Consider the following 20,741-nt stretch of genomic DNA (forward strand, 5'->3'; position numbering starts at 1 on the left):
CCTGAGCGCTGTACAGGGCAATGCTATCCGGTTGCAGTTGCACGTGGTTGCTTTGCAGTTACATCTGCAACGCGCTAGCGTCGCCCGAGACCGAATCGCCGACGAGGGGACAGGACACACGTGGATGCGGTAGCGCTCAAGCGGACCTGGAGCCAGGTCGCCGCTCACGGGGACGCGGTCCCCGGGTACTTCTACGCGCACCTCTTCCTCGCCCACCCCGAGACGCGCGACCTGTTCCCCGTCGCGATGGCGGCGCAGCGCGATCGCCTCGTCAAGGCGCTGGGCCACATGGTGAGCAACGTCGACCGGGTCGGCGACGTCGTGCCCTACATCGAGGATCTCGGCCGCGATCACCGCAAGTTCGGCACGATCGCCGGGCACTATCCCGCCGTCGGCGCGTCGCTGCTCGCGACGCTGAAGCACTTCCTCGGCGACGCGTGGACGGCCGAACTCGCGGCCGAGTGGGCCGAGGCCTACGGGCTGATCGCCACCACCATGATCACCGCCGCAGAAGCCGTCGAGTCGCAGCCCGCGACGTGGGCCGCGGAGGTCGTGGCGACGCAGCGACGGGGAATGGACGTCGGCACCGTGACGATCCGCCCCGACGACCGGTACCGCTACCAGGCCGGCCAGTCGCTGGCCGTCGAGATCCCGCAGCGGCCCCGGCAGTGGCGCTACCTGTCGCCGACCCATGCCCCCCGCGCCGACGGCACGATCACCTTCCACGTCCAGCTCGTCGCCGGCGGACAGGTCAGCGGTGCGCTGCTGCGCGACGTGAAGGCGGGCGATCGCGTGCGCCTCGGCCCGCCGATCGGCGAGCTGCTCACCCTCCCCTTCGACAGCGAGTGGCCGGACCTCCTCCTCGTCGCCGGCGGCACCGGTCTTGCGCCGCTGCTCGCCGTGATCGACCAGGTCGCCGCGCGCCACGCGGCCCGCGGGAACGGCCCGCGCGTCGCGCTCTACCAGGGCGTGCGGCACCCGTGGGGTTTCTACGCGAAGCCCGAACTCGAGCGGTACGCCGACGCGGCATGGCTCGATGTCGAGTACGGCGTGTCGGACGACCCGTCGTTCCCCGGGCGCCGTGGCCTGATCGGCGACCTCGCGGCCGCAGACGGCCCGTGGGATGAGCGTCTGGCGATGGTGTGCGGATCGCCGCGCATGGTCGACCACACCATCGCGGCCCTGCGCCGCACAGGCCTCGACGAGCACCGCATCCGCAGCGAGAAGTACGAAGACCCGTTCACCCAGCAACCCAGCGCCGCCGCCGGACGAGCAGACTCCCCGGAGCTCGTCCGCCCCGCCGTCTCGCTGGGAGTCCAGTAGAGCGAAGGCGAAATGACCGCGATCCAATCCGTATCCACCACACCGGAGACGCTGCGCGCCGCGTCGTTCTCGGACGAGCGCCACGGCTACTCCCGCGGCGAGGTCGACGCGCTGCTGACCGCCGCGGCCGACGCCCTCGAGGTCGCCTGGCGCGAGAACGCCGCGCTGACCGCCAGCGGCGTGAGCGCGGACGAGGGCGAGATCTCGAGCCGCGCCGTGCTGCTGCTCAGCAGCGCGCAGCGCATCGCCGACGACGCCGTCGCCGAGGCCGAGTCCTACGCCCGCGACCTCATCGAGACCGCGCGCAAGCAGTACCGCGAGATCGTCGAGCGGGCGCAGCAGGTCGCCCACGCGATCGAGAAGGAAGCGGCGGCGCACCCGGCTCAGGTCGCGGCGGCCCCGTCCGGCGTCCCCGTGGCAGGCGCCCCCGCCCCCGCATCCGCCTCGCAGCCGGGACCCGCGGACCGGTCGCCCGCGCTCGCGTTCGCGACCGACGACCTCGAGGTCGCGGGGCCTGCTTCGCCGGAGGACGTGGTGCGCGCCCGCCAGTTCGCCCGCATGGCCAGCGCGCAGGTGCACTCGCTGCTGGAGTCGATCGAACGGGAACTCGGACGCCTCGGCGCCACCCCTGCGCGAACGACGCCGACGACGCCGACGACGCCGACGACGCCGACGACGGCTGCGCCCCTCCCCGCTCCTGCGAACCCCTCGGACGAGGGCCGCCGGCGGCGCATCGACGTCGAATACTGAACGACCCGCACGACGACATCCCCCTCACGATCGGAGCATCCGCATGACTGACACGAGCGAAGCGACCCTGTACCAGCGCCTCGGCGAAGGCGCGGGCATCGCTGCGGTGGTCGACGGCCTCTACAGCCGCATCATGGCCGACGAGACGCTGGCCCCCTTCTTCGAGCACACCCGCATGATCGAGCAGAAGCGCCACATGGCGCTCTTCCTCGCCGCCGCGGCCGGCGGCCCGGACGGGTACAAGGGCAAGGACCTCGGCGTCGCCCACGCGGGTCGCGGCATCTCCGACGCCGACTTCGACCGCGTCATCGGCCACGCGGCGGCGGCGCTCGCCGAAGCGGGCGTGGACGCCGACGCGATCGACCAGGTGGCCGGCGCGCTCATGCCGCTGCGCGCGAAGGTCACCACCGCGGCGGCGTAGCACCGCCCGCACCTACACTGGAGGCACGCTCCACCGACGTCGATCGGAGCCGCCGTGTCATCATCCTGGTCGCAGCGCCGCGAGGTGTCGCCCGAGACCTCCCGTCTGCTGATCGAGCGCGCCCACGAGGAGCTCGTGGCGGGCAACGCCGCAGATGAGCGATTGCGCGACGTCCGGCTGCTGGTGCGCGACTCGTGGCGCCGCTCGCTCGACAGCCTCGTCGGTGCCGAAGCGCTGCCGCCCCTCGACCTGACGGCCGAGGAGCTCGAGGCGTACCGGCGCGCCCACCCGCTCGCCGCGGTGATCGACATGGTGCGCGGTCTGCTGCTCCCGGGCGAGGCATCCGAATCCGGGGTCGTCGTCGCGGTGGGCGACGCCGCCGGGCGCCTGCTGTGGGTGGAGGGCGACCGCAACGTGCGGCGTCTCACCGGTGACATGGGTTTCGTCGAGGGCGCGAACTGGTCGGAGGACGCGGTCGGCACCGCCGCCCCCGGCACCGCGATCACGCTCGACCGGTCCGTGCAGATCACCGGTGCCGAGCACTTCAACCGGCTCGTGCAGCCGTGGTCGTGCAGCGCTGCGCCCGTGCACGATCCTGAGACGCGGCGCATCCTCGGGGTGATCGACGTGACCGGCGGCCTCGAGGCCGTCACCCCGCAGGCGCAGCTGCTGGTGGATGCCACGGCCCGGGCGATCGAGGGAGAACTCCTCGTGGCGCGCCTCCGAGCCCGCGCCGAGCCGCCGCGACCCGCGCGTCGTGCGCCCGCCCGGCGGGTGGAGCCGACGCGCGCGACGCTGCGGGTGCTGGGCCGCGACCGTGCCCAGCTCGAGGTGACGGGCGAGGGCTTCGAGACCGTGTCGGAGCTCGGTCCGCGCCACGCCGAGCTGCTGCTCATGCTCGCGGTGCACCGCCAGGGCCTGTCTGCCGAGCGGCTCGGCGACCTCGTGTACGGCGAATCGGCGGGGGACACGGCTGGGCCCCCGCACCGAGAGGCTCCGCGCGGCGCGCCAGCGCCGCGCGGAGGAGGAGCGGGGACCGTCACCCTCCGCGCCGAGATGGTGCGCCTCAGAAAGGCGCTGACGACAGCCGCCCCCGCGCTCGTGCCCGAGTCCCGGCCGTACCGGCTCGGCGTCGAGGTCGAGACCGATGCGCACCAGGTGCTGTCGCTCCTCGACCGGGGCGCGCACCGCGTCGCACTGGCCGCCTACCGCGGTGATGTGCTGCCCGACTCGGTCGCGCCCGGGGTGGAGGAGTTCCGCGACACCGTCCGGGTCGCGCTGCGCGAAGCGCTCATGGCCGAGGCATCCGTCGACGTCCTCCTCGCCTTCGCCGAGACGGATGCCGCCGCCGACGACGTCGAGCTGCTCCGGCTGTGCCTGTCGATGCTGCCCGCCCGCTCGCCGCGCCGCGCCGGCCTCGTCGCGAGGATCGAGAGGCTCGAAGCGGACGACTGACCCTCCTCCCGCTGGTCGAGCGAGCGAGGAACGCGGTCGTTGAGCGAGCTCGCGAGTCGAGACGCAGAGACGGAACGCCCCGGACGAGGTCGCAACATCATGCAACGTCGCCCGGCCTACCTTCGACGCATCGCGACGACGACCGTCGCGGACAGCGTCGAAGGAGACCAGCAATGACCATCGTCGAAGAGGGCGTCTCGAGCGTCTACGCCGCACCCGGGCAGCGAGGATCGATCGCCGACTACCGTCCCCGCTACGGGCACTACATCGGCGGCGAGTTCGTCGAGCCGATCAAGGGCCAGTACTTCGAGAACATCACCCCGGTCACGGGGAAGCCTTTCACCGAGGTCGGCCGCGGCACCGTCGAAGACGTCGACCGCGCCGTCGACGTCGCGTGGAAGGCGTTCGAGTCGTGGAAGCGCACGACGCCCGCCGAGCGCGCGGTGATCCTCAACAAGATCGCCGACCGCATCGAGCAGAATCTCGAGCGCATCGCCGTCGCCGAGACGTGGGAGAACGGCAAGCCGGTCCGCGAGACGCTGGCCGCCGACATCCCGCTCGCCGTGGACCACTTCCGCTACTTCGCGGGCGTGCTGCGCGGCCAGGAGGGCTCGCTCAGCCAGCTCGACGAAGACACGGTGGCGTACCACTTCCACGAGCCGCTGGGCGTGGTCGGCCAGATCATCCCGTGGAACTTCCCGATCCTCATGGCCACGTGGAAGCTCGCTCCGGCGCTCGCCGCCGGCAACTGCGTCGTACTGAAGCCCGCCGAGCAGACCCCGGCGTCGATCCTGTTCCTCTTCGAGATCATCGGCGATCTGCTGCCCGCGGGTGTCGTCAACATCGTCAACGGCTTCGGCATCGAGGCAGGCGCGCCGCTCGCGCAGCACAAGCGCATCCGCAAGGTCGCGTTCACGGGCGAGACCACCACCGGCCGCCTCATCATGCAGTACGCGTCGCAGAACCTCATCCCGGTGACGCTCGAGCTCGGGGGCAAGAGCGCCAACGTCTTCTTCGAGGATGTCGCGCGCTCGACCGACGACTCCTACTACGACAAGGCGCTCGAGGGCTTCACGCTGTTCGCCCTCAACCAGGGCGAGGTCTGCACGTGCCCGTCGCGCGCGCTCATCCAGCGCTCGATCTACGACGGGTTCCTCGGTGACGCCCTCGGCCGTGTCGGCAAGATCGTGCAGGGCAACCCGCTGGATCCTGCGACGATGATCGGCGCGCAGGCGTCGAACGACCAGCTCGAGAAGATCCTGAGCTACATCGAGATCGGCAAGGCGGGCGGCGCGAAGCTGCTCGCCGGCGGTGAGCGCGTCGATCTCGGCGGCGAGCTGTCGGGCGGCTACTACGTCGCGCCGACGGTCTTCGAGGGCACGAACGACATGCGGATCTTCCAGGAGGAGATCTTCGGACCCGTCGTCTCGGTCACCTCGTTCGACGACTTCGACGACGCCATCTCGATCGCCAACGACACGCTCTACGGCCTCGGCGCCGGCGTCTGGAGCCGTTCCGGCGACACCGCGTACCGCGCCGGCCGGGCGATCGAGGCGGGCCGCGTCTGGACGAACACGTACCACCAGTACCCTGCGCACGCGGCGTTCGGCGGGTACAAGCAGTCCGGCATCGGCCGCGAGAACCACCTCAAGATGCTCGACCACTACCAGCAGACCAAGAACCTGCTGGTGTCGTACGCCGACGGAGCCATGGGCTTCTTCTGAGCCGACGCATGTCAGACACGACGTACTACAGCAGGGTGGCCGCGACGGATGCTGCGACCGCCCTGCTGCGGCAGCTGACGGTGCAGCACGGTCCGCTGATGTTCCACCAGTCCGGCGGCTGCTGCGACGGCAGCGCCCCGATGTGCTTCCCGATCGGCATGTTCATCGTCGGTCCCTCCGACGTGCGGCTGGGCGACCTCGACGTCGGCCTGGACGCCCCGATCGAGGTGTTCATCTCGCAGGCCCAGTTCGAGTACTGGAAGTACACGCACCTCACCATCGACGTCGTCCCCGGCAGGGGCGCGGGCTTCAGCGTGGAGGGTCCGACGGGCAGCCGGTTCCTCATCCGCAGCCGCATGCTCGAGGACGCAGAGCTCGTGCATTTCGGCCTCGGGCCGGAGGTGTCAGGGGGCACTTCGCCCAGCTGAACGGGCATCCGGCCCGATCGCGAGCGGGCAGGCGACCCGCGACGAGTGACCCGGTGGGCCGGGCGGGTGTTCGCGCCCCGCCCGGCGGTCACATCATGTGTTCTCGCCGAGATCACACGTTCGGCGCGTGAACGACGTGTGATCTCGGCGACATCATGTGTTCTGAACCGGACGCGGGGTCACGCGCCGTCGCGGATGTCGCGCGCGAACCCCTCGGCGTGCGCGCGGAGCGCCTCGATGCGCCGCCGGCGCGCGGCGATCACATCGAAGCCGAGGTACGCCGGCGGCATCGGGCGCCGCGCGTTGACCGAGCACTCGAACTTCTCGCACAGCAGGGTGCCGACGGTGTCGCCGTTGCGACCGGCCTTGCCGGCCCGCTTCGCGCCGAAGAGCACGACGTCGTTCGGCAGCGTGACGTCCTCGCACCAGGAGCACTGCGCGCGGGTGCGCGTGCGCTGTTCGGTCTGGCGCAGCAGGATGCCGACGGCCTCGCCGTCGACCGGCACCACGATGAAGCCGGCGAGCGGCTGCTTCGGGTCGCGCCAGCCGAAGTAGTCGAGTCCGTCCCAGTCCACCTGGGCGAGGTCGGGAACGATGAGGGAGTTGCGCTCGCGCAGCGAGGCGTTGACGAAGGACGCGCGGATGTCCTTCTCGGTGAATGCGTGCATGATTCCTTGATTCACGGAAGAGATCGCCGAAGCGGCGACGAAAGGATGCTGCGGGCCGGCGGCGCGCAGATGATGCGGGCTGCACCACCCGAGGTCAGGGACCCCGGCGGCGCGCGCGGCTACCTCCGCTCGGCGCGTGGAGCGCCGAGTACCCCCTCACGCCCGCCGGCCGTCGTGAACGTCGAATGCACGCCCGACAGCATACGCGCGTCGGCCTGCGCGTCGGCCTCGCGTTCAGCGGAGGAAGGCCGGCCCGATCTGGGTCAGGATCCAGAACAGCACCATCACGCCGCCGACGATGATCGGCAGCCACGGCACGCCGCGCTGCAGACGCCGGCCCGCCGGGGCGACGCCGGGCGGCGGGCGCAGTGCGTCGAGGGGCGGAGTGAACGGGACGGATGCTGCGCCTGCCTGCTCTGCGCCGGCCCCGGCCGCCGCGGAGCCGAGGGGGGCAGCATCCGTCATCGCCGCAGCCGCAGCCGCGGCCAGTCGCTCGTCGCGCCACCGCGCCCACTGCGCGAACTTGTCGAGCAGGGCTCCGACGACGGAGAAGAGCCACGCCCAGGTCTGCGGGTCGAGCGTGGAGAAGTCGCGCTTGGCGTAGAGGAACAGCCAGTCGTCGACGATCTCGACGTCGAGCGCAGCGGCGTTGTCGATGAAGCGCGCCATGATGTCGGGCGTGAAGAGGTAGAGAGCGTCGCGCTCGTAGTCGGCGGGGCAGTACAGCGAGAAGTACTCGTCGAAGTCGCCCTCGAGGCTGAGGCGCTGATTCTTGTCGAACGTGAGCGGCAGGTTCGAGCCGAACAGGCCGTTGTTGCTCGTCGCGTCGAGCACGATGTGCGGGAGGGGCGTGTCGAGCTTCACCGCGACGTAGCCCCAGTGATGCGTCTGCCGGTTCTTGCCCGAGCCGGTCGTGTAGCGGTAGTTCGCGAACTCCACGAAGCGCGGACGATCGCCGCGCACGAGATCGCTCGACCCGCGGCCGCTGCCGAGCGAGAAGATCATGCCCGGCAGTCCCGGAGCGTCGAGTCGCGGCACATAGTGCATCGCGTTCGCGCGCGCGAAGCGGTCGAGGCGGTACATGCGCTCGCTGCTGCTGCGCGCACCCCGCACGAAGAGGGTGATCCCCACCGCGGCGATGATGCCGATGACCACGAGCGGCAGGAAGCCGAACAGGACGGCGAGTCCCCCACCGTCGGCGCCGGCGCTCGCGACGCTGACGATGCTGGTGACGAGGGTGATCGCGACGGAGCCGAACAGCACGACGACCACGAAGACGATGACGACGATCACGAGCACGCCGAAGACGGGAGAGCCTGTGATGCGGCCCGTCCGGCGCAGCTCCTGCACGAACGCTCGCGCGGCGCCCGGTGCGACGGGCTCGACCAGCGGGCGCGCGTCGAACGGGTAGGAGCTCTGCCCGGCGGGAGGAACACTCACCCGACCACGCTACCCGCGCCGGTTCTGCGCGTGGCGGGCGATTGCGGGCATGATCAAGGGGTGTCGGCGCGAGCGCGCGCCCGATGGATTCTGCGCGAGGAGGCGCCGTGACCGATGCCCGCCGTGACCCCGACGATCTCGCCGCGCTGCGTGAGGCATCCGATGTCCTCGGCATCGATGCGCAGCTGAGCCCCGACGAGCGGACGATCCGCGACCGGGTGCGCGCGTTCGTCGACGCAGAGCTGCGCCCCCACATCGCGGACTGGTTCGACCGGGCGCACTTCCCGGTCGAGCTGGCACCTGCGCTCGGACGCCTCGGAGTGCTCGGGATGGAGCTGGACGGGTACGGATGCCCCGGCCGCAGCGCCGTCGAGTACGGTCTGGCCGCGCTCGAGCTCGAGGCCGGCGACTCCGGCATCCGCACGTTCGTCTCGGTGCAGGGCTCGCTCGCGATGGGCTCGATCCACCGCTGGGGCAGCGAGGAGCAGAAGCAGGAGTGGCTGCCGCCGATGGCTGCGGGCGAGGTGATCGGCGCGTTCGGGCTCACGGAGCCGGGCGCCGGGTCCGACCCGTCGAGCATGACGACGTTCGCCCGCCGCGATGGCGATGACTGGGTGATCACGGGCGCGAAGCGCTGGATCGGCCTCGCGTCGCTCGCGCAGCTCGCGGTGGTGTGGGCGCAGACCGACGACGGCGTCCGCGGTTTCATCGTGCCCACCGATGCGCCCGGGTTCGGGATCACCGTCCTCGAGCCCAAGGGCTCGATGCGGGCGTCGGTGCAGACGGCGCTGCACTTCGACGAGGTGAGAGTGCCGGCATCCGCTCTCCTTCCCGGAGCGCGAGGACTGCGCGGACCGTTCTCGGCCCTGAACGACGCGCGCTACGGGATCGTCTGGGGCGCGCTCGGCGCCGGGCGCGACAGCTACGAGGCGGCGCTGCGCCACGCGCTGCGGCGCGAGCAGTTCGGCAGGCCGATCGCGGGATTCCAGCTCACGCAGCGCAAGCTCGTCGACATGGTCGTCGAGCTGCAGAAGGGCGCCCTCCTGGCGCTGCAGATCGGGCGCGCGAAGGATGCCGGAACCCTGACGCCCACCCAGATCTCGCTGGGCAAGCTCAACAACGTGCGCGAGGCGATCGAGATCGCGCGCGAAGCCCGCACGATCCTGGGCGGCGATGGCGTGCTGCTCGAGAACTCGCCGATCCGGCACGCGGCGAACCTCGAGTCGGTGCGCACGTATGAGGGCACGGACGAGGTGCACACCCTGATCCTCGGCCAGCACCTCACCGGGCTCAGCGCGTTCCGATGACCGCGCCTCGACACGCTCGGCAACACGAGGGGGCCACCGGCCCGCTCGCCGGCCTCCTCGTCGCGGACTTCTCCCGCGTGCTCGCGGGGCCGTACTGCACCATGCTGCTGGCCGACCTCGGCGCCACGGTCGTCAAGGTCGAGGGCCCGGCGGGCGACGAGACGCGGCACTGGATGCCGCCGTCGCGCGACGGCGAGGCCACCTACTATCTGTCGATCAACCGCGGCAAGCGCGCCATCACGCTCGACCTCGACGACGCCGAAGACCTCGCCGTCGCCCGCGCACTCGCCCACCGCGCCGATGTCGTGATCGCGAACTTCAAGCCCGGCGGACTCACGCGCTTCGGCCTCGACTACCACGCCGTGCACGCCGAGAACCCCCGCGCCGTGTACGTCTCGATCACCGGCTTCGGCGCCGACTCGGCCCTTCCCGGCTACGACGTGCTCGGCCAGGCGCTCTCGGGACTCATGAGCGTCACCGGGGCGCCCGACGGCGAGCCGACGAAGACCGGGGTCGCGATCGTCGACGTCGTGACCGGCCTCCACGCGGGTCTCGGCGCGCTCGCCGCGCTCCGGCACCGCGATGCCACCGGCGAGGGGCAGCACGTCGAGGTCAATCTCCTGTCGTCGGCACTGTCGGCGCTCGTCAACCAGTCGGGTGCGTACGCCGTCGCCGGCGTGGTGCCCGAGCGGCTCGGCAACGACCATCCGAGCGTGTACCCGTACGGCCCGTTCCCGACGGCCGACGGCGAGCTCGTCCTCGCGGTCGGCAACGACGGCCAGTTCCAGCGGCTCTGCCTGGTGCTCGAGATCCCGGATGCCGCGACCGACCCCCGCTTCCTCCGCAACGCCGATCGCAGCACGGGTCGCGAGGCGCTGCGCCCGGTGCTCGAGCGGGCGCTCGCCGCGCACCCGGCGACGGAATGGGAGGCCCGGCTCACGGCGGCAGGGGTCCCCTGTGCCCCGATCCTCGCGATGGACGCCGCCTTCGCACGCGCCCGGGCGCTCGGCCTCGACCCCGTCGCCCACGCCGGCGCGCAGCGCGTGCCGGGGGTGCGGCATCCGATCTCCTTCTCCGCCACGCCGCCCGCGTACCCGCTCGCGCCGCCCGCGGCCGACGCCGACCGGGCCTGGGTTCGGCGTCTGCTCGACGATCCGGTACCATAGGAGGGTTGTCCGCACGCGCAACCATGCGCGGCGAGTCGGACGACGTGCTACACACCCTCCTGCTGCCGGGAAATGCCCGACAGCCGTTCTAGTCCGAAGGAGGTGGGTTAGTGACGCACCAGTACGAGCTCATGGTCATCTTGAACCCCGAGATCGACGAGCGCCAGGTCGGCGCCAACCTCGACAAGTTCCTGAAGGTCATCACGACCGACGGCGGCACCATCGAGAACATCGACATCTGGGGCAAGCGCCGTCTTGCCTACGAGATCCAGAAGAAGAACGAGGGCATCTACGCCGTCGTCAACTTCACCGCCACGGCTGCGACCACGCAGGAGCTCGACCGCCAGCTCAACCTGAGCGAGCAGATCATGCGCACCAAGGTCCTGCGCGCCGAGGAAGCGATCGCCATGATCGCCTCGGAGAAGCAGCGTGCCGACGAGCGCGCCGCCCGCAAGACCGCCAAGGCTGCGAAGGCGTAAGGACGATGGCCGGCGAGACGATCATCACCGTCGTGGGCAACCTCACGGCTGATCCCGAACTGCGGTACACGCAGAACGGTCTCCCCGTCGCGAACTTCACGATCGCGTCGACGCCTCGCAACTTCGACCGTCAGGCGAACGAGTGGAAGGACGGCGAAGCGCTGTTCCTCCGCGCGAGCGTGTGGCGCGAGTTCGCCGAGCACGTGGCCGGCTCGCTGACGAAGGGCATGCGGGTCATCGCGACCGGCCGCCTCAAGCAGCGCAGCTACCAGGACCGCGAGGGCAACAACCGCACCGCGATCGAGCTCGAGGTCGATGAGATCGGCCCGTCGCTGCGCTACGCGACCGCACAGGTCACCCGCGCCGCGGGCGGCTCCGGCGGTGGCGGCGGCAACTTCGGCGGCGGCGGTCAGTCGCGTCCGCAGGTCGCCGACGAGCCGTGGTCGACGCCCGGTTCGCAGAACGCCGGCGGCGCCGGTGGCGGCGACGCGTGGGCTGCCCCGGGCGCCTACGGCGACGACACCCCGTTCTGATCGGTCAGATCTCACAACAGGTTCCGGATGCCTCGTGACGAGGCATCCGATCAGCAAAACGTAAAGGAAACACCATGGCTGGAAAGGCAACCGGCGACCGCCGGAAGCCGCGGAAGGGCGCGAAGAACGCGGCCCCCGCGAAGGCGATCCGTGTCGGTCTCATCGACTACAAGGACGTCGCGACGCTTCGCAAGTTCATCTCGGAGCGCGGGAAGATCCGCGCCCGTCGTATCACCGGTGTCTCGGTGCAGGAGCAGCGTCTGATCGCCAAGGCGATCAAGAACGCGCGCGAAATGGCGCTCCTGCCTTACGCCGGCGCTGGCCGCTAAGGAGTACCCACATGGCAAAGCTCATTCTCACGAACGAGGTCGCCGGGCTCGGTAGCGCCGGTGACGTGGTCGAGGTCAAGAACGGGTTCGCCCGCAACTACCTCATCCCCCAGGGCTTCGCGGTCGCGTGGACCCGCGGTGGCGAGAAGCAGGTGGCGTCGATCCGCGCCGCCCGCGAGGCGCGCGCGATCCACGACCACGAAGAGGCCGTGGCCCTGAAGAACAACCTCGAGACCAACAAGGTCCGCCTGGCCGTCAAGGCCGGCGCCGAGGGTCGCCTGTTCGGTGCGGTCAAGACCGTCGACGTCGCGGAGGCCGTCAAGGCCGCCGGTCTCGGCGAGCTCGACAAGCGCAAGATCCACATCACCTCCCCGATCAAGTCGGTGGGCGAGCACGAGGCGACCGTTCGCCTCCGCGACGACCTCACCGCCGTGATCACCCTGCAGGTGGTCGCCGCCAAGTAATTCCTGGCGCACGAACGGATGCCGCAGACCTTCGGGTCTGCGGCATCCGTCGTCTCCGGGGTCAGAGCCAGCCGTTCTCCTGGGCGAGACGGGCCGCGTCGGCGCGGTTTCGGCCGCCGGTCTTGCCGATGGCGCTGGACAGGTGATTGCGCACGGTGCCCTCCGACAGGTGGAGCATGCGGGCGATGTCGGCGATGGAGCCGCCGGTCTGCGCCGCCGACAGCACGTCGGTCTCTCGCTCGGTCAGCGGTGAGTCGCCCTGGGCGAGCGAGTCCGCGGCCAGGACGGGATCGACGACCCGCAGCCCCTGGGCGACGCGGCGCACGGCGTCGGCGAGCTGGGCGGCGGGGGTGTCCTTCACCACGAAGCCGGCGGCTCCCGCCTGCATGGCGCGCTTCAGGTAGCCGGGCCGGCCGAACGTCGTCACGATGAGCACGTGGCACCCCGGCAGCGCGGCGCGCAGGGCGGCGGCCGCTCCGATGCCGTCCAGCCCGGGCATCTCGATATCGAGCATCGCGACGTCGGGGTGCGACGCGCGCGCGGCCGCGACGACCTCGTCACCGCGGCCGACCTCGGCGACGACCTCGATGTCGGGCTCGAGGCCGAGGAGCGCCGACAGCGCGCCGCGCACGAGCGCCTGGTCGTCGGCGATGAGCAGGCGGATCACAGCGTCACCCGCAGGCTGAAGCCGCCCAGGTCGCTGCGCCCGATCACGAGGCGCCCGCCGGAGGCCTCGACGCGCTCGCGCAGGCCGGCCAGTCCGGTCGACGTCGTCGTCGAGTCCGTCGGGCCCGTTCCGTCGTCGGCCACCTCGACCTCATGTGCGGCGAGCGTCACGCGGCAGACCGTCGCACCGGAGTGCCGGACGACGTTGGTGACCCCCTCGCGCACGACCCACCCCGCCAGTTCGCGGCGATGCGGGGGCACAGCATCCGTCGACGACGGCAGCTCCGCGGCGATGCCCCCAGCGGCCAGCGCGGCCTTGGCCGCTGCGAGCTCGCCGCTCACGTTCACCGACCGTACCCCGGCGACCGTCGCGCGCACGTCGGCGAGCGCGCCCCGGGCGAGCGACTCCACCTCGGCGATCTCGGCCTTGGCGCGCTGCGGGTCGACGTCCACGAGTCGCCCGGCGAGCTCGGCCTTCACGGTGACGACGGTGAGCGAGTGGCCGAGGATGTCGTGGATGTCGCGGGCCACCCGACCGCGCTCGCGCTCGACCGCCAGCGCCTCGAGTTGCTTCTGCGCGTGCCGCAGCTGGCTCATCGCCGCAGTCGTGCGGGCGAAGGACGCCAGCATGATCGAGATCGAGACGATGATCGCCGGAACCCAGAGCACGTTCTCGTCCCAGCCCTCGGTCATGCCGGCCGTCACGAGGGCGAGCCCTCCGAGTCCGAGGATCGCCGGCCACGTCCACCGCCAGGGGAAGACGCACATGCCGAAGGTGACGCCGACGTAGGTCCAGGCGGGCGCGATGCCCCAGCCGAGCCACGGGAACAGGCTGAACGACAGGGCGAAGAGCCCGGCGCACACGGTGAGCCGGCCACGGGTGCGCAGCGTCCACGCGAGAGGAGCGGAAAGAAGGTACGCGGTTGCGAACAAGATGAGCAGGAGCACGCCCGTCGTCGCCGCCGCGGCGGATGCCGACTGTGCGATCACCTCTTGAGCGAGGCCGATCAGCCAGAGCAGGGATACTCCGGCCCCGATGTACCAGCCCGCGGCCTGCCGCGACCAGAGGGCTCGCGGCAAGGGGCCGGTCGCCCGGATCGTCGCGTCGGGTCGTCGCACGGGGGTTCCCGGAGGAGGATCGGCATCGAGTCCGTCGCCGCGAGACGTCGCGTGCATGGCTCTCACCCTAGGGGTCGAGGTCGGCGAGCGGCACCGGCCGCGCGAGTGGCGAAGAGTCGCGCGGCCGGCGCCGCGATCGCCGGTCAGACGCGCTTCGTGTCGCGGCGGAAGGCCCAGGCGGCACCGGCGACGAAGATCGCCAGCCACACGACCGTGTTCACGAACCACAGCGGGTCGACTCCCGCTCCGGTGAGCGGTGCCCGCGCGATCTGACTGATGCCGTAGACCGGTGTGAACCGCGCGATCACCTGAACGAAGTCGGGCATCGAGCTGAGCGGTGTGAAGAGCCCGCCGAGGAACGACAGCAGCACGATCGCAAGGCTCGTGATCTGCGCGGCCCCCTCGCCCGGCACGAGATAGCCCATCATGAGGCCCAGTGTCGTGAACACGGCGCTCGCGAGCAGCCAGCCGGCCAGCCCGGTCGCAACCCACTGTGCCGGCGTGAGCTGGACGCCGCTGATCGCGCCGGTGATGTAGGTGCCGACCACGGCGACGAGCCCCAGCAGCATGCCGGCGATCGTCTTCACGATGACGTTGACCAGTGGGTTCAGCGGGGTGAGCCGCAGCTGGCGGCTCCATCCCTGCGCCCGCTCGATCCCGATGGCGGCACCGGTCTGCGTGGCCGACATCATGGCGCCGTACATCGCCATCGACACCATGATGTAGGCGGCCACCGAGGGCCCGCCCTGCGAGACCGGTGTGGCCGTGAGCGGCTGGTCGCGCAGCGGGAGTCCGATGATGACGAACATCACGATGGGGAACGCCACGATGAAGAGCAGGATGCGGCGACCCCGCAGCTTGCGCTTGAGCTCGATGCCCAGGTAGGTGAGGCTGAAGCCGCCGAGCGGCGGCACGCGCCGCTCGAGCGACACCCGGTCGGCGGTGGGTGCGGTGGTGGTCATGATGCCGTTCCTTCGGAGATGAGGGCGAGGAAGACGCTCTCGAGGCTCTGCGCGGCGATCTCGATGTCGCGCGCATCGGTGCGGGTCAGGAGGTGCCGGGCGACGGCGTCCGCATCCCTGGTGTAGATGCTGAGCCGGTCGCCCAGCGCCTCGACGCTGTCGACGCCGGGCAGCGCCGCCAGCAAGGCCGGATCCGCATCCGTGACCGTCGCGGTCAGGGTCCGTCCCGACACCATGTTCTTGATGTCGGCGGTCGTGCCGTCGGCGACGATCCGTCCCCGGTTCATCAGAACGATCCGGTCGGCGTACTCGTCGGCCTCGTCGAGGTGGTGCGTCGCGAACAGCACGGTGCGACCGCGCGCGGCGTCGGCCCGGATGGCCCTCCAGAACGAGCGCCGGCCCTCGACGTCCATGCCGGTCGTGGGCTCGTCGAGGATGAGCACGCCGGGGTCGGAGAGCAGCGCCATGGCGAAGCGCAGGCGCTGCTGCTGCCCGCCCGAGCACAGGCCCACGCGGCGGCCGGCGATCTCGGCGATGCCGGCCCGCTGCAGCACTTCGTCGACGGGTCGCGTGTCGGCGAACAGGCTCGCGGTCAGCTCGACGGTCTCGCGGACCGAGAGGTCCTTGAGCAGTCCGCCCGTCTGCAGCACGGCCGACACGAGGCCGTGGGCGATCGCCGCGCGCGGCGGCTCGCCGAACACGCGCACCGCGCCGGAGTCGGGCTCCGACAGGCCGAGCAGCAGGTCGATCGTCGTGGTCTTGCCCGCGCCGTTCGGCCCGAGGAAGGCGACGATCTCGCCGGGGTGCACCCGGAGGGTCACCCCGTCGACCGCGCGGACCTTGCCGAACGCCTTGCGCAGGTCGCTCGCGTCGATGGCGAGCGGCATCACGGATGCTGCCGCCGCCGTTCGCGCGAGGGTCTGTGTCATCTTCATGCCCTCAGCGTCGCGCGGCGGGCGCCCGCGACCCTCACACGGCTGTCACGATGTGGCTGTGACATCCGTCACGGGTCACGACTCCGGCGGAACCGGGCTCCAGGCGCTCGTGCCGGCGACCGTGGGGCGATTCTTCTGCCTGAGTTCTGAGCCGAGAAGGTCAGAAGATCCAGTTCGCGCCGGCCGCGACGGGCCAGGACCACGCCGCCGAGGCCGCGCGCAGCGCCTCGGGTGTCCGCACCTCGACGAGGCCCGCCTGCGCGAGCGAGCTGAGCGAGATCGAGCCGAGGTGCGCCGCTCCGAGTTCGCGGACGTCGAGCACGAGGTCGGGTTCGGAATCGGATGCTGCCACCTCGGCGTGCTCCCACGCGGCGGCGCGCACGCGCCACCGGCCCGCGTTCGCGGGCAGCATCGCGTCGGTCACCTCGAGCACCACGTCGACGTCGCCCGCGTAGCGCCGCCGCCCGAGCGCCGCCGGCAGGTCGAGGATGCGGATCCACGAGTTGTCCTGGAAGTCGGGAACCGCGGGGCGGATGTCGACGAGCAGCGACACGATGGGGTCGTCGACGGGAAGATTCGAGATCTTGACGCGGCTCGTGAGGTCGAGGTCGAGCAGCACCGACCACATGCGGTGGGCCGCCGCCGCGGTCAGCGCGACGGCCTCGCGCACGTGGACGGTGCCCTCGGCGCCGGCGCGCTCCCACGATGTCGCACGCCGGAAGGTCGCGTACGCGAGCGTGTTGTCGGCGGCGTCGCGCACCAGCAGGAGCCGCAGCGACTCCTTGCCGCCGCGGTACGCGGGCGGGTCGGCGTCGCGGGCGGTGCGCTGCTGCGGGGTCTCGCGCGTCGCCCACCCCGGACGACCGAGGCCGGCCGGCAGCCGCGCATAGTCGCGATGGATCGAGGCGACGAGATCGCCGTGGACTTCGGCATCCCATTCCTCCAGCTCGACCTCGAGCTCGGACGCCCCGGCCACCGGCCGCAGCGCAGCTCCGCGCGGGATCGTGAGGTCGAGCTGGGTCGAGGCCATGCCGTAGCCGAAGCGGCCGTATATGGGGGTCTCGGCGGCCATGAGGCCCGAGATCGCTTCGCCGTTGCGGAGGCAGTCGGCGAAGTGGTGCTCGATCATGCCGCGGAGGATGCCGCGCCGCCGGTGCCCCGGGTGCACGCCGACCCAGGTGAGCCAGCCGCACGCGACCTCGGCGCCGGGGACGGGGTAGGCGCGCAGCGGATAGGCGCCGTGGAAGCCGGCGAGCACCTCGTCGTCGTCGACGCGCGTGATCCCGTAGGTGCGATCCCAGCTGAGCGGGCTCGGGAGCTCCCGCAGCGCCTCGACGGAGCGCTCGGTGGGGAAGGCCCAGGTGTCGAGGCGGAGGACGTCCTCCAGCCGGTCGGCGTCGACGGGGGCCAGGCGATAGGGCTCGGGCAGCGGCATCCCTCCACTCTGGCGAGGAGTGGGGAGGCGCGCAACGCGTCGGATGTGCGCGGCTCGAGCAGGCATGACGAGGCGGATGCCGCGAGCCCCCCGGGTCGCGGCATCCGCTCGTGACATCTCCGAGTACGTCGCCCCGGTCCAGGCATTGTGCCGGGACACCGGACTGCGGAGATGGTGTGTACCCCCGATCGCGGGGCGCGGTCCAGGCAGAGCCGGCTCTCGCGATCGGGGGCGTTGAGGGCGGGAGGGCCGCTGGGGGACGGCCCTCCCGCGCGCTCACGCGGGTGGGGGCGAGGGACGCCTGGGGTACGTCGACCCGCCCCGTCGACTCACGCGGAGCGCCGCCGCGACGCGCGTGCGATGGCGCCCGCTGCGAGCAGCGAGAGCGCGAGCAGCAGGAACGGCATCACACCCGTCCCTCCCGTCGTGGCGAGCTGAGTGGCGGTGCCGGCCGTAGCCGCCGAGCCCGTGACCGCGGCCGCCGAGCCGGTCGTGCCGTCGGTGCCTCCCGTGCCGCCGTCACCGGGGCCGGTGGGGCTGGTCGGGTCCGTCGGATCGGTGGGATCGGTCGGGTCCGTCGGATCGGTGGGATCGGTCGGGTCCGTCGGATCGGTGGGGTCCGTCGGATCGACCGGCCCGGTCACGTCCGTGTCGCCGAGCAGGTCGGTGAGCAGATCGTCGACCAGTCCGGTGTCGTCCACCGCGTCCGCCACGTTGTCTCCGGCGTTCTGCACCGTGCCGGAGACGGCGCCGAGCACGTCGCCGCCGCTCACCAGTTCGTCGAGGACCGTGCCGACGTCGCCCAGCGCGTCGTTCACCAGAGAATCGAGCACCTGGTCGGCGGTGTTCTCCGTGGCGTTGGTCACCGTGGTGCCGAGGTCGGCACCCAGGACGGCCACCGTGTTGCCGAGGTCGTCGACGGCGCCGTCGAGGTCGCCGTCGAGCAGATCGTCAACGAGGTTGTCCCCGTTGTCGACGAGGTTGCCGACGAGTCCGCCCTCGACCAGGATGCCGTCGCCGACGACATCGTTCAGACCGGACTCGTCACCGAGCAGGCCATCCAGGATGCCGGTGCCCGCGGTCGTATCGGTGACGCCATCGAGGAGGTCGCCGACCGGATCCGTGAGCGGCGCGAGCGCGCCGTCGTCGCCGAGGACTGGATCGAGCACGCTGTCGCCGAGGAGACCGTCGACGATGCCGTCGTTCTCGGTCAGACCGGTCAGCAGGCCGTCCGCGTCCGCGACCGGAGTGGCCGGGGTCGACGCGGGGCCGCCTTCGAGCGTCTGCTCGAGGGCGTCTTCGAGCAGGCCCGTCGTGTCGATGGCGTCGCCGGTGTTCTCCCCTGCGTGCTGGACCAGGCCATCGGCGCCGGTGATCGCCGTGTCGCCCGACAGCACACCCACCGCGTCCGTGAGCGCGTCGTGCACGAGGCCGTCGACGACCTGATCGTCGGTGTTGGCCGCTGCATCGGTGATGGTCTGTCCGACATCGGAGCCGAGATCCTGGACCGTCGTTCCGAGATCCGTGACGGCGGCCTGGATGGCACCCGCGGCGACGTCGTCGATGACGGCATCACCGTTTGCGGCGAGGGTGCCGACGGTTCCGCCCTCGACGAGGGCGCCGTCGCCGACGACATCATCGAGTGCGCCGCCGTCGCCGACGAGGGTGTTGACGACGGCCGTGCCGGCGGTGGTGTCGGTGACGTCGTTCACGACCGCGGCTGCGGCGTCGGCGACGGGGTCGAGACCGCCGTCATCGCCCAGCAGCGGCTCGACGATGCCGTCGCCGACGATCGAGTCGACGAGCCCGTTGTCGGCGACCACCGACGACAGAAGGTCCGGATCCGATGGTGGTTCGGCCGCGTTGGCGACCGTCGCGCCGAGCAGCGTGATGCCGCCGGCCAGGAGCGTGCCCAAGAGGGCGCGCTTGCAGAAAGTGCGCATGATGTTCCCCTTTGTGAATTGATCGGTTCGCAGCGCGGAAGGGTCGCACTGCTCAGCGCGGAGGGCGCGCTGATGCTCTGCCGCTCACGCTCGGGTGAGCAGAAGCGGCGGCGAGCCGATCAGTCGGGGGAGACGTCGGTGGAGCCGGCGGGCGCCGGCGGCGCGTGCTCGTCCTGCGGTCCTGCTCGGCGCACCCAGGCACGGTGTGCGACGAGCGGAAGGAGGGCAGCGAGCGCCCAGGCGCCGGGACCCGCACCACCGGGTCCCGCGGAAGCGATCGACAGGCAGAGTCCGCCTGCGGAGCCGAAGAGTCCGCCTGCGACCAGCGCGGCGGAAGACATGACGAGAGCGGCGCGCGTGGCCGCTTCGGTGACGGATGCCGCGGCCCAGTGCCCGAGCGCACCCGCTGTCGTCGTGAAAAGGGCCGCGGCAGCATCCGTCCGCGCGGCGGGAAGTGCGATCGCGGTCGGCGCCGAAGAGTCGGCCGGGCTGTCGAGAAGGCCCGGAAGATGCGGGATCGCGGGAAGTGCGGGCAGACCCGGGACGGTCGCCGGCGGCTGGCCGATCGTCGAGCCAGTCCCGTCGATGGCGCCGACCAGACCGCCCAGTGTCGCGTCGACCGTGCCGCCGAGGTCGCTCACGGCATCGTCGAGGCCGACGCCCGAGACGATCCCGCCGACGATCGGCACCTCGGTGACGAGGTCGACGACCGGCTTGGCGATCTCGCTCACGACACCGCCGGAGACGGCCTCCGAGACCGGCTGGGTCACCGTCGTGACGACCGAGCCGACGGTCTGCACGACCTGGCTCACGGGCTGCTGCACAGGAGCGGGAGCGGCGGCGACCACGTTGTTCACCGCGTTGCTCACGCCGGTCGTGACGGTCGAGACGGTGCCGGTGACCGTCGACGCGGTCGTGTCGACCAGCGAGGTCACGGCGCCGAGGGCACCCCCGAGCGCTCCTGCGTCGTCGGGCTCGTCGGCATGCGCCTGTCCGAGGCCGAGGCCGAGGACCAGCGAGACGACGAGCCAGGCGAACGCGGTCGCGGCCCCGATGAGGGCCAGCCGCACGATCCTCGGCAGCTGCGAGGTTGCGATCTCCACGTTCACCTCCCACGACGAAAGAGCCGCACGTTCCGGATGGATCGTGCGTGAGGGTGCCTGGACCCCCGAGAGTACTCCTCGCCGATTCGGT

21 protein-coding genes are annotated in these 20,741 nt (G+C 71.4%); 12 read left to right on the top strand and 9 right to left on the bottom strand.

Going from position 1 to position 20,741, the window contains the following annotated elements; all coding sequences use genetic code 11:
• The first annotated feature begins 120 nt into the window (after positions 1 to 120).
• The 6 genes from Q9R33_RS08845 to Q9R33_RS08870 all read left to right on the top strand — a co-directional run bounded on the left by Q9R33_RS08845 (position 121) and on the right by Q9R33_RS08870 (position 6,101).
• Positions 121 to 1,323, top strand: a complete 1,203-nt coding sequence (locus tag Q9R33_RS08845) for a globin domain-containing protein (RefSeq protein WP_311293512.1) — start codon at positions 121 to 123, stop codon at positions 1,321 to 1,323.
• 12 nt (positions 1,324 to 1,335) lie between these two features.
• Positions 1,336 to 2,073, top strand: coding sequence for a DivIVA domain-containing protein (locus tag Q9R33_RS08850; protein WP_311293513.1), 738 nt, complete (start codon positions 1,336 to 1,338; stop codon positions 2,071 to 2,073).
• Positions 2,074 to 2,116: 43 nt separating this feature from the next.
• Positions 2,117 to 2,494, top strand: coding sequence for a group 1 truncated hemoglobin (locus tag Q9R33_RS08855; protein ID WP_310286816.1), 378 nt, complete (start codon positions 2,117 to 2,119; stop codon positions 2,492 to 2,494).
• 54 nt (positions 2,495 to 2,548) lie between these two features.
• On the top strand, positions 2,549 to 3,949 hold the full coding sequence (locus Q9R33_RS08860; RefSeq protein ID WP_310244197.1) for a transcriptional regulator: 1,401 nt from the start codon (positions 2,549 to 2,551) through the stop codon (positions 3,947 to 3,949).
• Between the two features lie 173 nt (positions 3,950 to 4,122).
• Positions 4,123 to 5,673 (top strand): aldehyde dehydrogenase family protein, encoded by a 1,551-nt coding sequence (locus Q9R33_RS08865; RefSeq protein ID WP_056365621.1) that lies wholly within the window; start codon positions 4,123 to 4,125, stop codon positions 5,671 to 5,673.
• Between the two features lie 8 nt (positions 5,674 to 5,681).
• A complete protein-coding gene (locus tag Q9R33_RS08870) occupies positions 5,682 to 6,101 on the top strand; it encodes a DUF779 domain-containing protein (protein ID WP_311293514.1) in 420 nt (139 codons plus the stop codon).
• 179 nt (positions 6,102 to 6,280) lie between these two features.
• Here Q9R33_RS08870 and Q9R33_RS08875 read toward each other — a convergent pair whose 3' ends face one another.
• Both Q9R33_RS08875 and Q9R33_RS08880 read right to left on the bottom strand, forming a co-directional pair.
• Positions 6,281 to 6,769, bottom strand: coding sequence for an FBP domain-containing protein (locus Q9R33_RS08875; RefSeq protein WP_311293515.1), 489 nt, complete (start codon positions 6,767 to 6,769; stop codon positions 6,281 to 6,283).
• Between the two features lie 234 nt (positions 6,770 to 7,003).
• A complete protein-coding gene (locus tag Q9R33_RS08880) occupies positions 7,004 to 8,209 on the bottom strand; it encodes a hypothetical protein (protein ID WP_311293516.1) in 1,206 nt (401 codons plus the stop codon).
• Between the two features lie 107 nt (positions 8,210 to 8,316).
• On the opposite strand from Q9R33_RS08880, the gene Q9R33_RS08885 reads away from it, so the two are divergent.
• The 6 genes from Q9R33_RS08885 (at position 8,317) to rplI (ending at position 12,487) form a co-directional block, all read left to right on the top strand.
• Positions 8,317 to 9,516, top strand: coding sequence for an acyl-CoA dehydrogenase family protein (locus Q9R33_RS08885; RefSeq protein ID WP_311293517.1), 1,200 nt, complete (start codon positions 8,317 to 8,319; stop codon positions 9,514 to 9,516).
• Positions 9,513 to 10,682: a CoA transferase gene (locus Q9R33_RS08890; RefSeq protein ID WP_311293518.1), complete on the top strand. Its 1,170-nt coding sequence runs from the start codon at positions 9,513 to 9,515 to the stop codon at positions 10,680 to 10,682. Before Q9R33_RS08885 ends, Q9R33_RS08890 begins: the two co-directional genes overlap by 4 nt.
• A 110-nt stretch (positions 10,683 to 10,792) precedes the next feature.
• On the top strand, positions 10,793 to 11,161 hold the full coding sequence (gene rpsF / locus Q9R33_RS08895) for a 30S ribosomal protein S6 (RefSeq protein ID WP_045301900.1): 369 nt from the start codon (positions 10,793 to 10,795) through the stop codon (positions 11,159 to 11,161).
• Positions 11,162 to 11,166: 5 nt separating this feature from the next.
• Entirely contained in the window at positions 11,167 to 11,694 is a 528-nt protein-coding gene (locus Q9R33_RS08900; RefSeq protein ID WP_045301898.1) for a single-stranded DNA-binding protein, read from the top strand.
• 74 nt (positions 11,695 to 11,768) lie between these two features.
• Positions 11,769 to 12,023: a 30S ribosomal protein S18 gene (gene rpsR / locus Q9R33_RS08905; protein WP_045301896.1), complete on the top strand. Its 255-nt coding sequence runs from the start codon at positions 11,769 to 11,771 to the stop codon at positions 12,021 to 12,023.
• Positions 12,024 to 12,034: 11 nt separating this feature from the next.
• Positions 12,035 to 12,487, top strand: coding sequence for a 50S ribosomal protein L9 (rplI, locus tag Q9R33_RS08910; RefSeq protein WP_045301894.1), 453 nt, complete (start codon positions 12,035 to 12,037; stop codon positions 12,485 to 12,487).
• 61 nt (positions 12,488 to 12,548) lie between these two features.
• Here the strand turns inward: rplI and Q9R33_RS08915 are convergent, their stop codons facing one another.
• The 7 genes from Q9R33_RS08915 to Q9R33_RS08945 form a co-directional block, all read right to left on the bottom strand.
• Positions 12,549 to 13,154, bottom strand: coding sequence for a response regulator transcription factor (locus Q9R33_RS08915; RefSeq protein ID WP_311293519.1), 606 nt, complete (start codon positions 13,152 to 13,154; stop codon positions 12,549 to 12,551).
• A complete protein-coding gene (locus Q9R33_RS08920) occupies positions 13,151 to 14,329 on the bottom strand; it encodes a sensor histidine kinase (protein ID WP_311293520.1) in 1,179 nt (392 codons plus the stop codon). Before Q9R33_RS08920 ends, Q9R33_RS08915 begins: the two co-directional genes overlap by 4 nt.
• A gap of 86 nt (positions 14,330 to 14,415) precedes the next feature.
• The gene (locus tag Q9R33_RS08925) at positions 14,416 to 15,234 is read right to left on the bottom strand and encodes an ABC transporter permease (RefSeq protein ID WP_311293521.1); all 819 of its coding nucleotides are present in this window, start codon (positions 15,232 to 15,234) and stop codon (positions 14,416 to 14,418) included.
• Positions 15,231 to 16,169 (bottom strand): ABC transporter ATP-binding protein, encoded by a 939-nt coding sequence (locus tag Q9R33_RS08930; RefSeq protein WP_311293522.1) that lies wholly within the window; start codon positions 16,167 to 16,169, stop codon positions 15,231 to 15,233. The genes Q9R33_RS08925 and Q9R33_RS08930 overlap by 4 nt, the downstream gene beginning before the upstream one ends.
• Positions 16,170 to 16,329: 160 nt before the next feature.
• Positions 16,330 to 17,604 carry a GNAT family N-acetyltransferase gene (eis, locus tag Q9R33_RS08935; RefSeq protein ID WP_311293523.1) on the bottom strand — a complete coding sequence of 425 codons (1,275 nt, stop codon included), beginning with the start codon at positions 17,602 to 17,604 and terminating at the stop codon, positions 16,330 to 16,332.
• Between the two features lie 329 nt (positions 17,605 to 17,933).
• On the bottom strand, positions 17,934 to 19,547 hold the full coding sequence (locus tag Q9R33_RS08940) for a hypothetical protein (protein WP_311293524.1): 1,614 nt from the start codon (positions 19,545 to 19,547) through the stop codon (positions 17,934 to 17,936).
• A gap of 119 nt (positions 19,548 to 19,666) precedes the next feature.
• Complete coding sequence (locus tag Q9R33_RS08945) at positions 19,667 to 20,650, bottom strand: hypothetical protein (protein ID WP_311293525.1); 984 nt, start codon at positions 20,648 to 20,650, stop codon at positions 19,667 to 19,669.
• Positions 20,651 to 20,741 lie beyond the last annotated feature (91 nt).

The organism is Microbacterium sp. PRC9 (genome assembly GCF_031844125.1).
GTDB lineage: Bacteria > Actinomycetota > Actinomycetes > Actinomycetales > Microbacteriaceae > Microbacterium.

Excerpts from the sequence above, each read along its gene's own strand:
- Q9R33_RS08850 (WP_311293513.1), top strand. The coding sequence starts at position 1,336 with ATGACCGCGATCCAATCCGTATCCACCACACCGGAGACGCTGCGCGCC.
- Q9R33_RS08855 (WP_310286816.1), top strand. The coding sequence starts at position 2,117 with ATGACTGACACGAGCGAAGCGACCCTGTACCAGCGCCTCGGCGAAGGC.
- Q9R33_RS08865 (WP_056365621.1), top strand. The coding sequence starts at position 4,123 with ATGACCATCGTCGAAGAGGGCGTCTCGAGCGTCTACGCCGCACCCGGG.
- Q9R33_RS08870 (WP_311293514.1), top strand. The coding sequence starts at position 5,682 with ATGTCAGACACGACGTACTACAGCAGGGTGGCCGCGACGGATGCTGCG.
- Q9R33_RS08875 (WP_311293515.1), bottom strand. The coding sequence starts at position 6,769 with ATGCACGCATTCACCGAGAAGGACATCCGCGCGTCCTTCGTCAACGCC.
- Q9R33_RS08890 (WP_311293518.1), top strand. The coding sequence starts at position 9,513 with ATGACCGCGCCTCGACACGCTCGGCAACACGAGGGGGCCACCGGCCCG.
- Q9R33_RS08900 (WP_045301898.1), top strand. The coding sequence starts at position 11,167 with ATGGCCGGCGAGACGATCATCACCGTCGTGGGCAACCTCACGGCTGAT.
- rpsR (WP_045301896.1), top strand. The coding sequence starts at position 11,769 with ATGGCTGGAAAGGCAACCGGCGACCGCCGGAAGCCGCGGAAGGGCGCG.
- rplI (WP_045301894.1), top strand. The coding sequence starts at position 12,035 with ATGGCAAAGCTCATTCTCACGAACGAGGTCGCCGGGCTCGGTAGCGCC.
- Q9R33_RS08920 (WP_311293520.1), bottom strand. The coding sequence starts at position 14,329 with ATGCACGCGACGTCTCGCGGCGACGGACTCGATGCCGATCCTCCTCCG.
- Q9R33_RS08925 (WP_311293521.1), bottom strand. The coding sequence starts at position 15,234 with ATGACCACCACCGCACCCACCGCCGACCGGGTGTCGCTCGAGCGGCGC.
- Q9R33_RS08930 (WP_311293522.1), bottom strand. The coding sequence starts at position 16,169 with ATGAAGATGACACAGACCCTCGCGCGAACGGCGGCGGCAGCATCCGTG.
- eis (WP_311293523.1), bottom strand. The coding sequence starts at position 17,604 with ATGCCGCTGCCCGAGCCCTATCGCCTGGCCCCCGTCGACGCCGACCGG.
- Q9R33_RS08940 (WP_311293524.1), bottom strand. The coding sequence starts at position 19,547 with ATGCGCACTTTCTGCAAGCGCGCCCTCTTGGGCACGCTCCTGGCCGGC.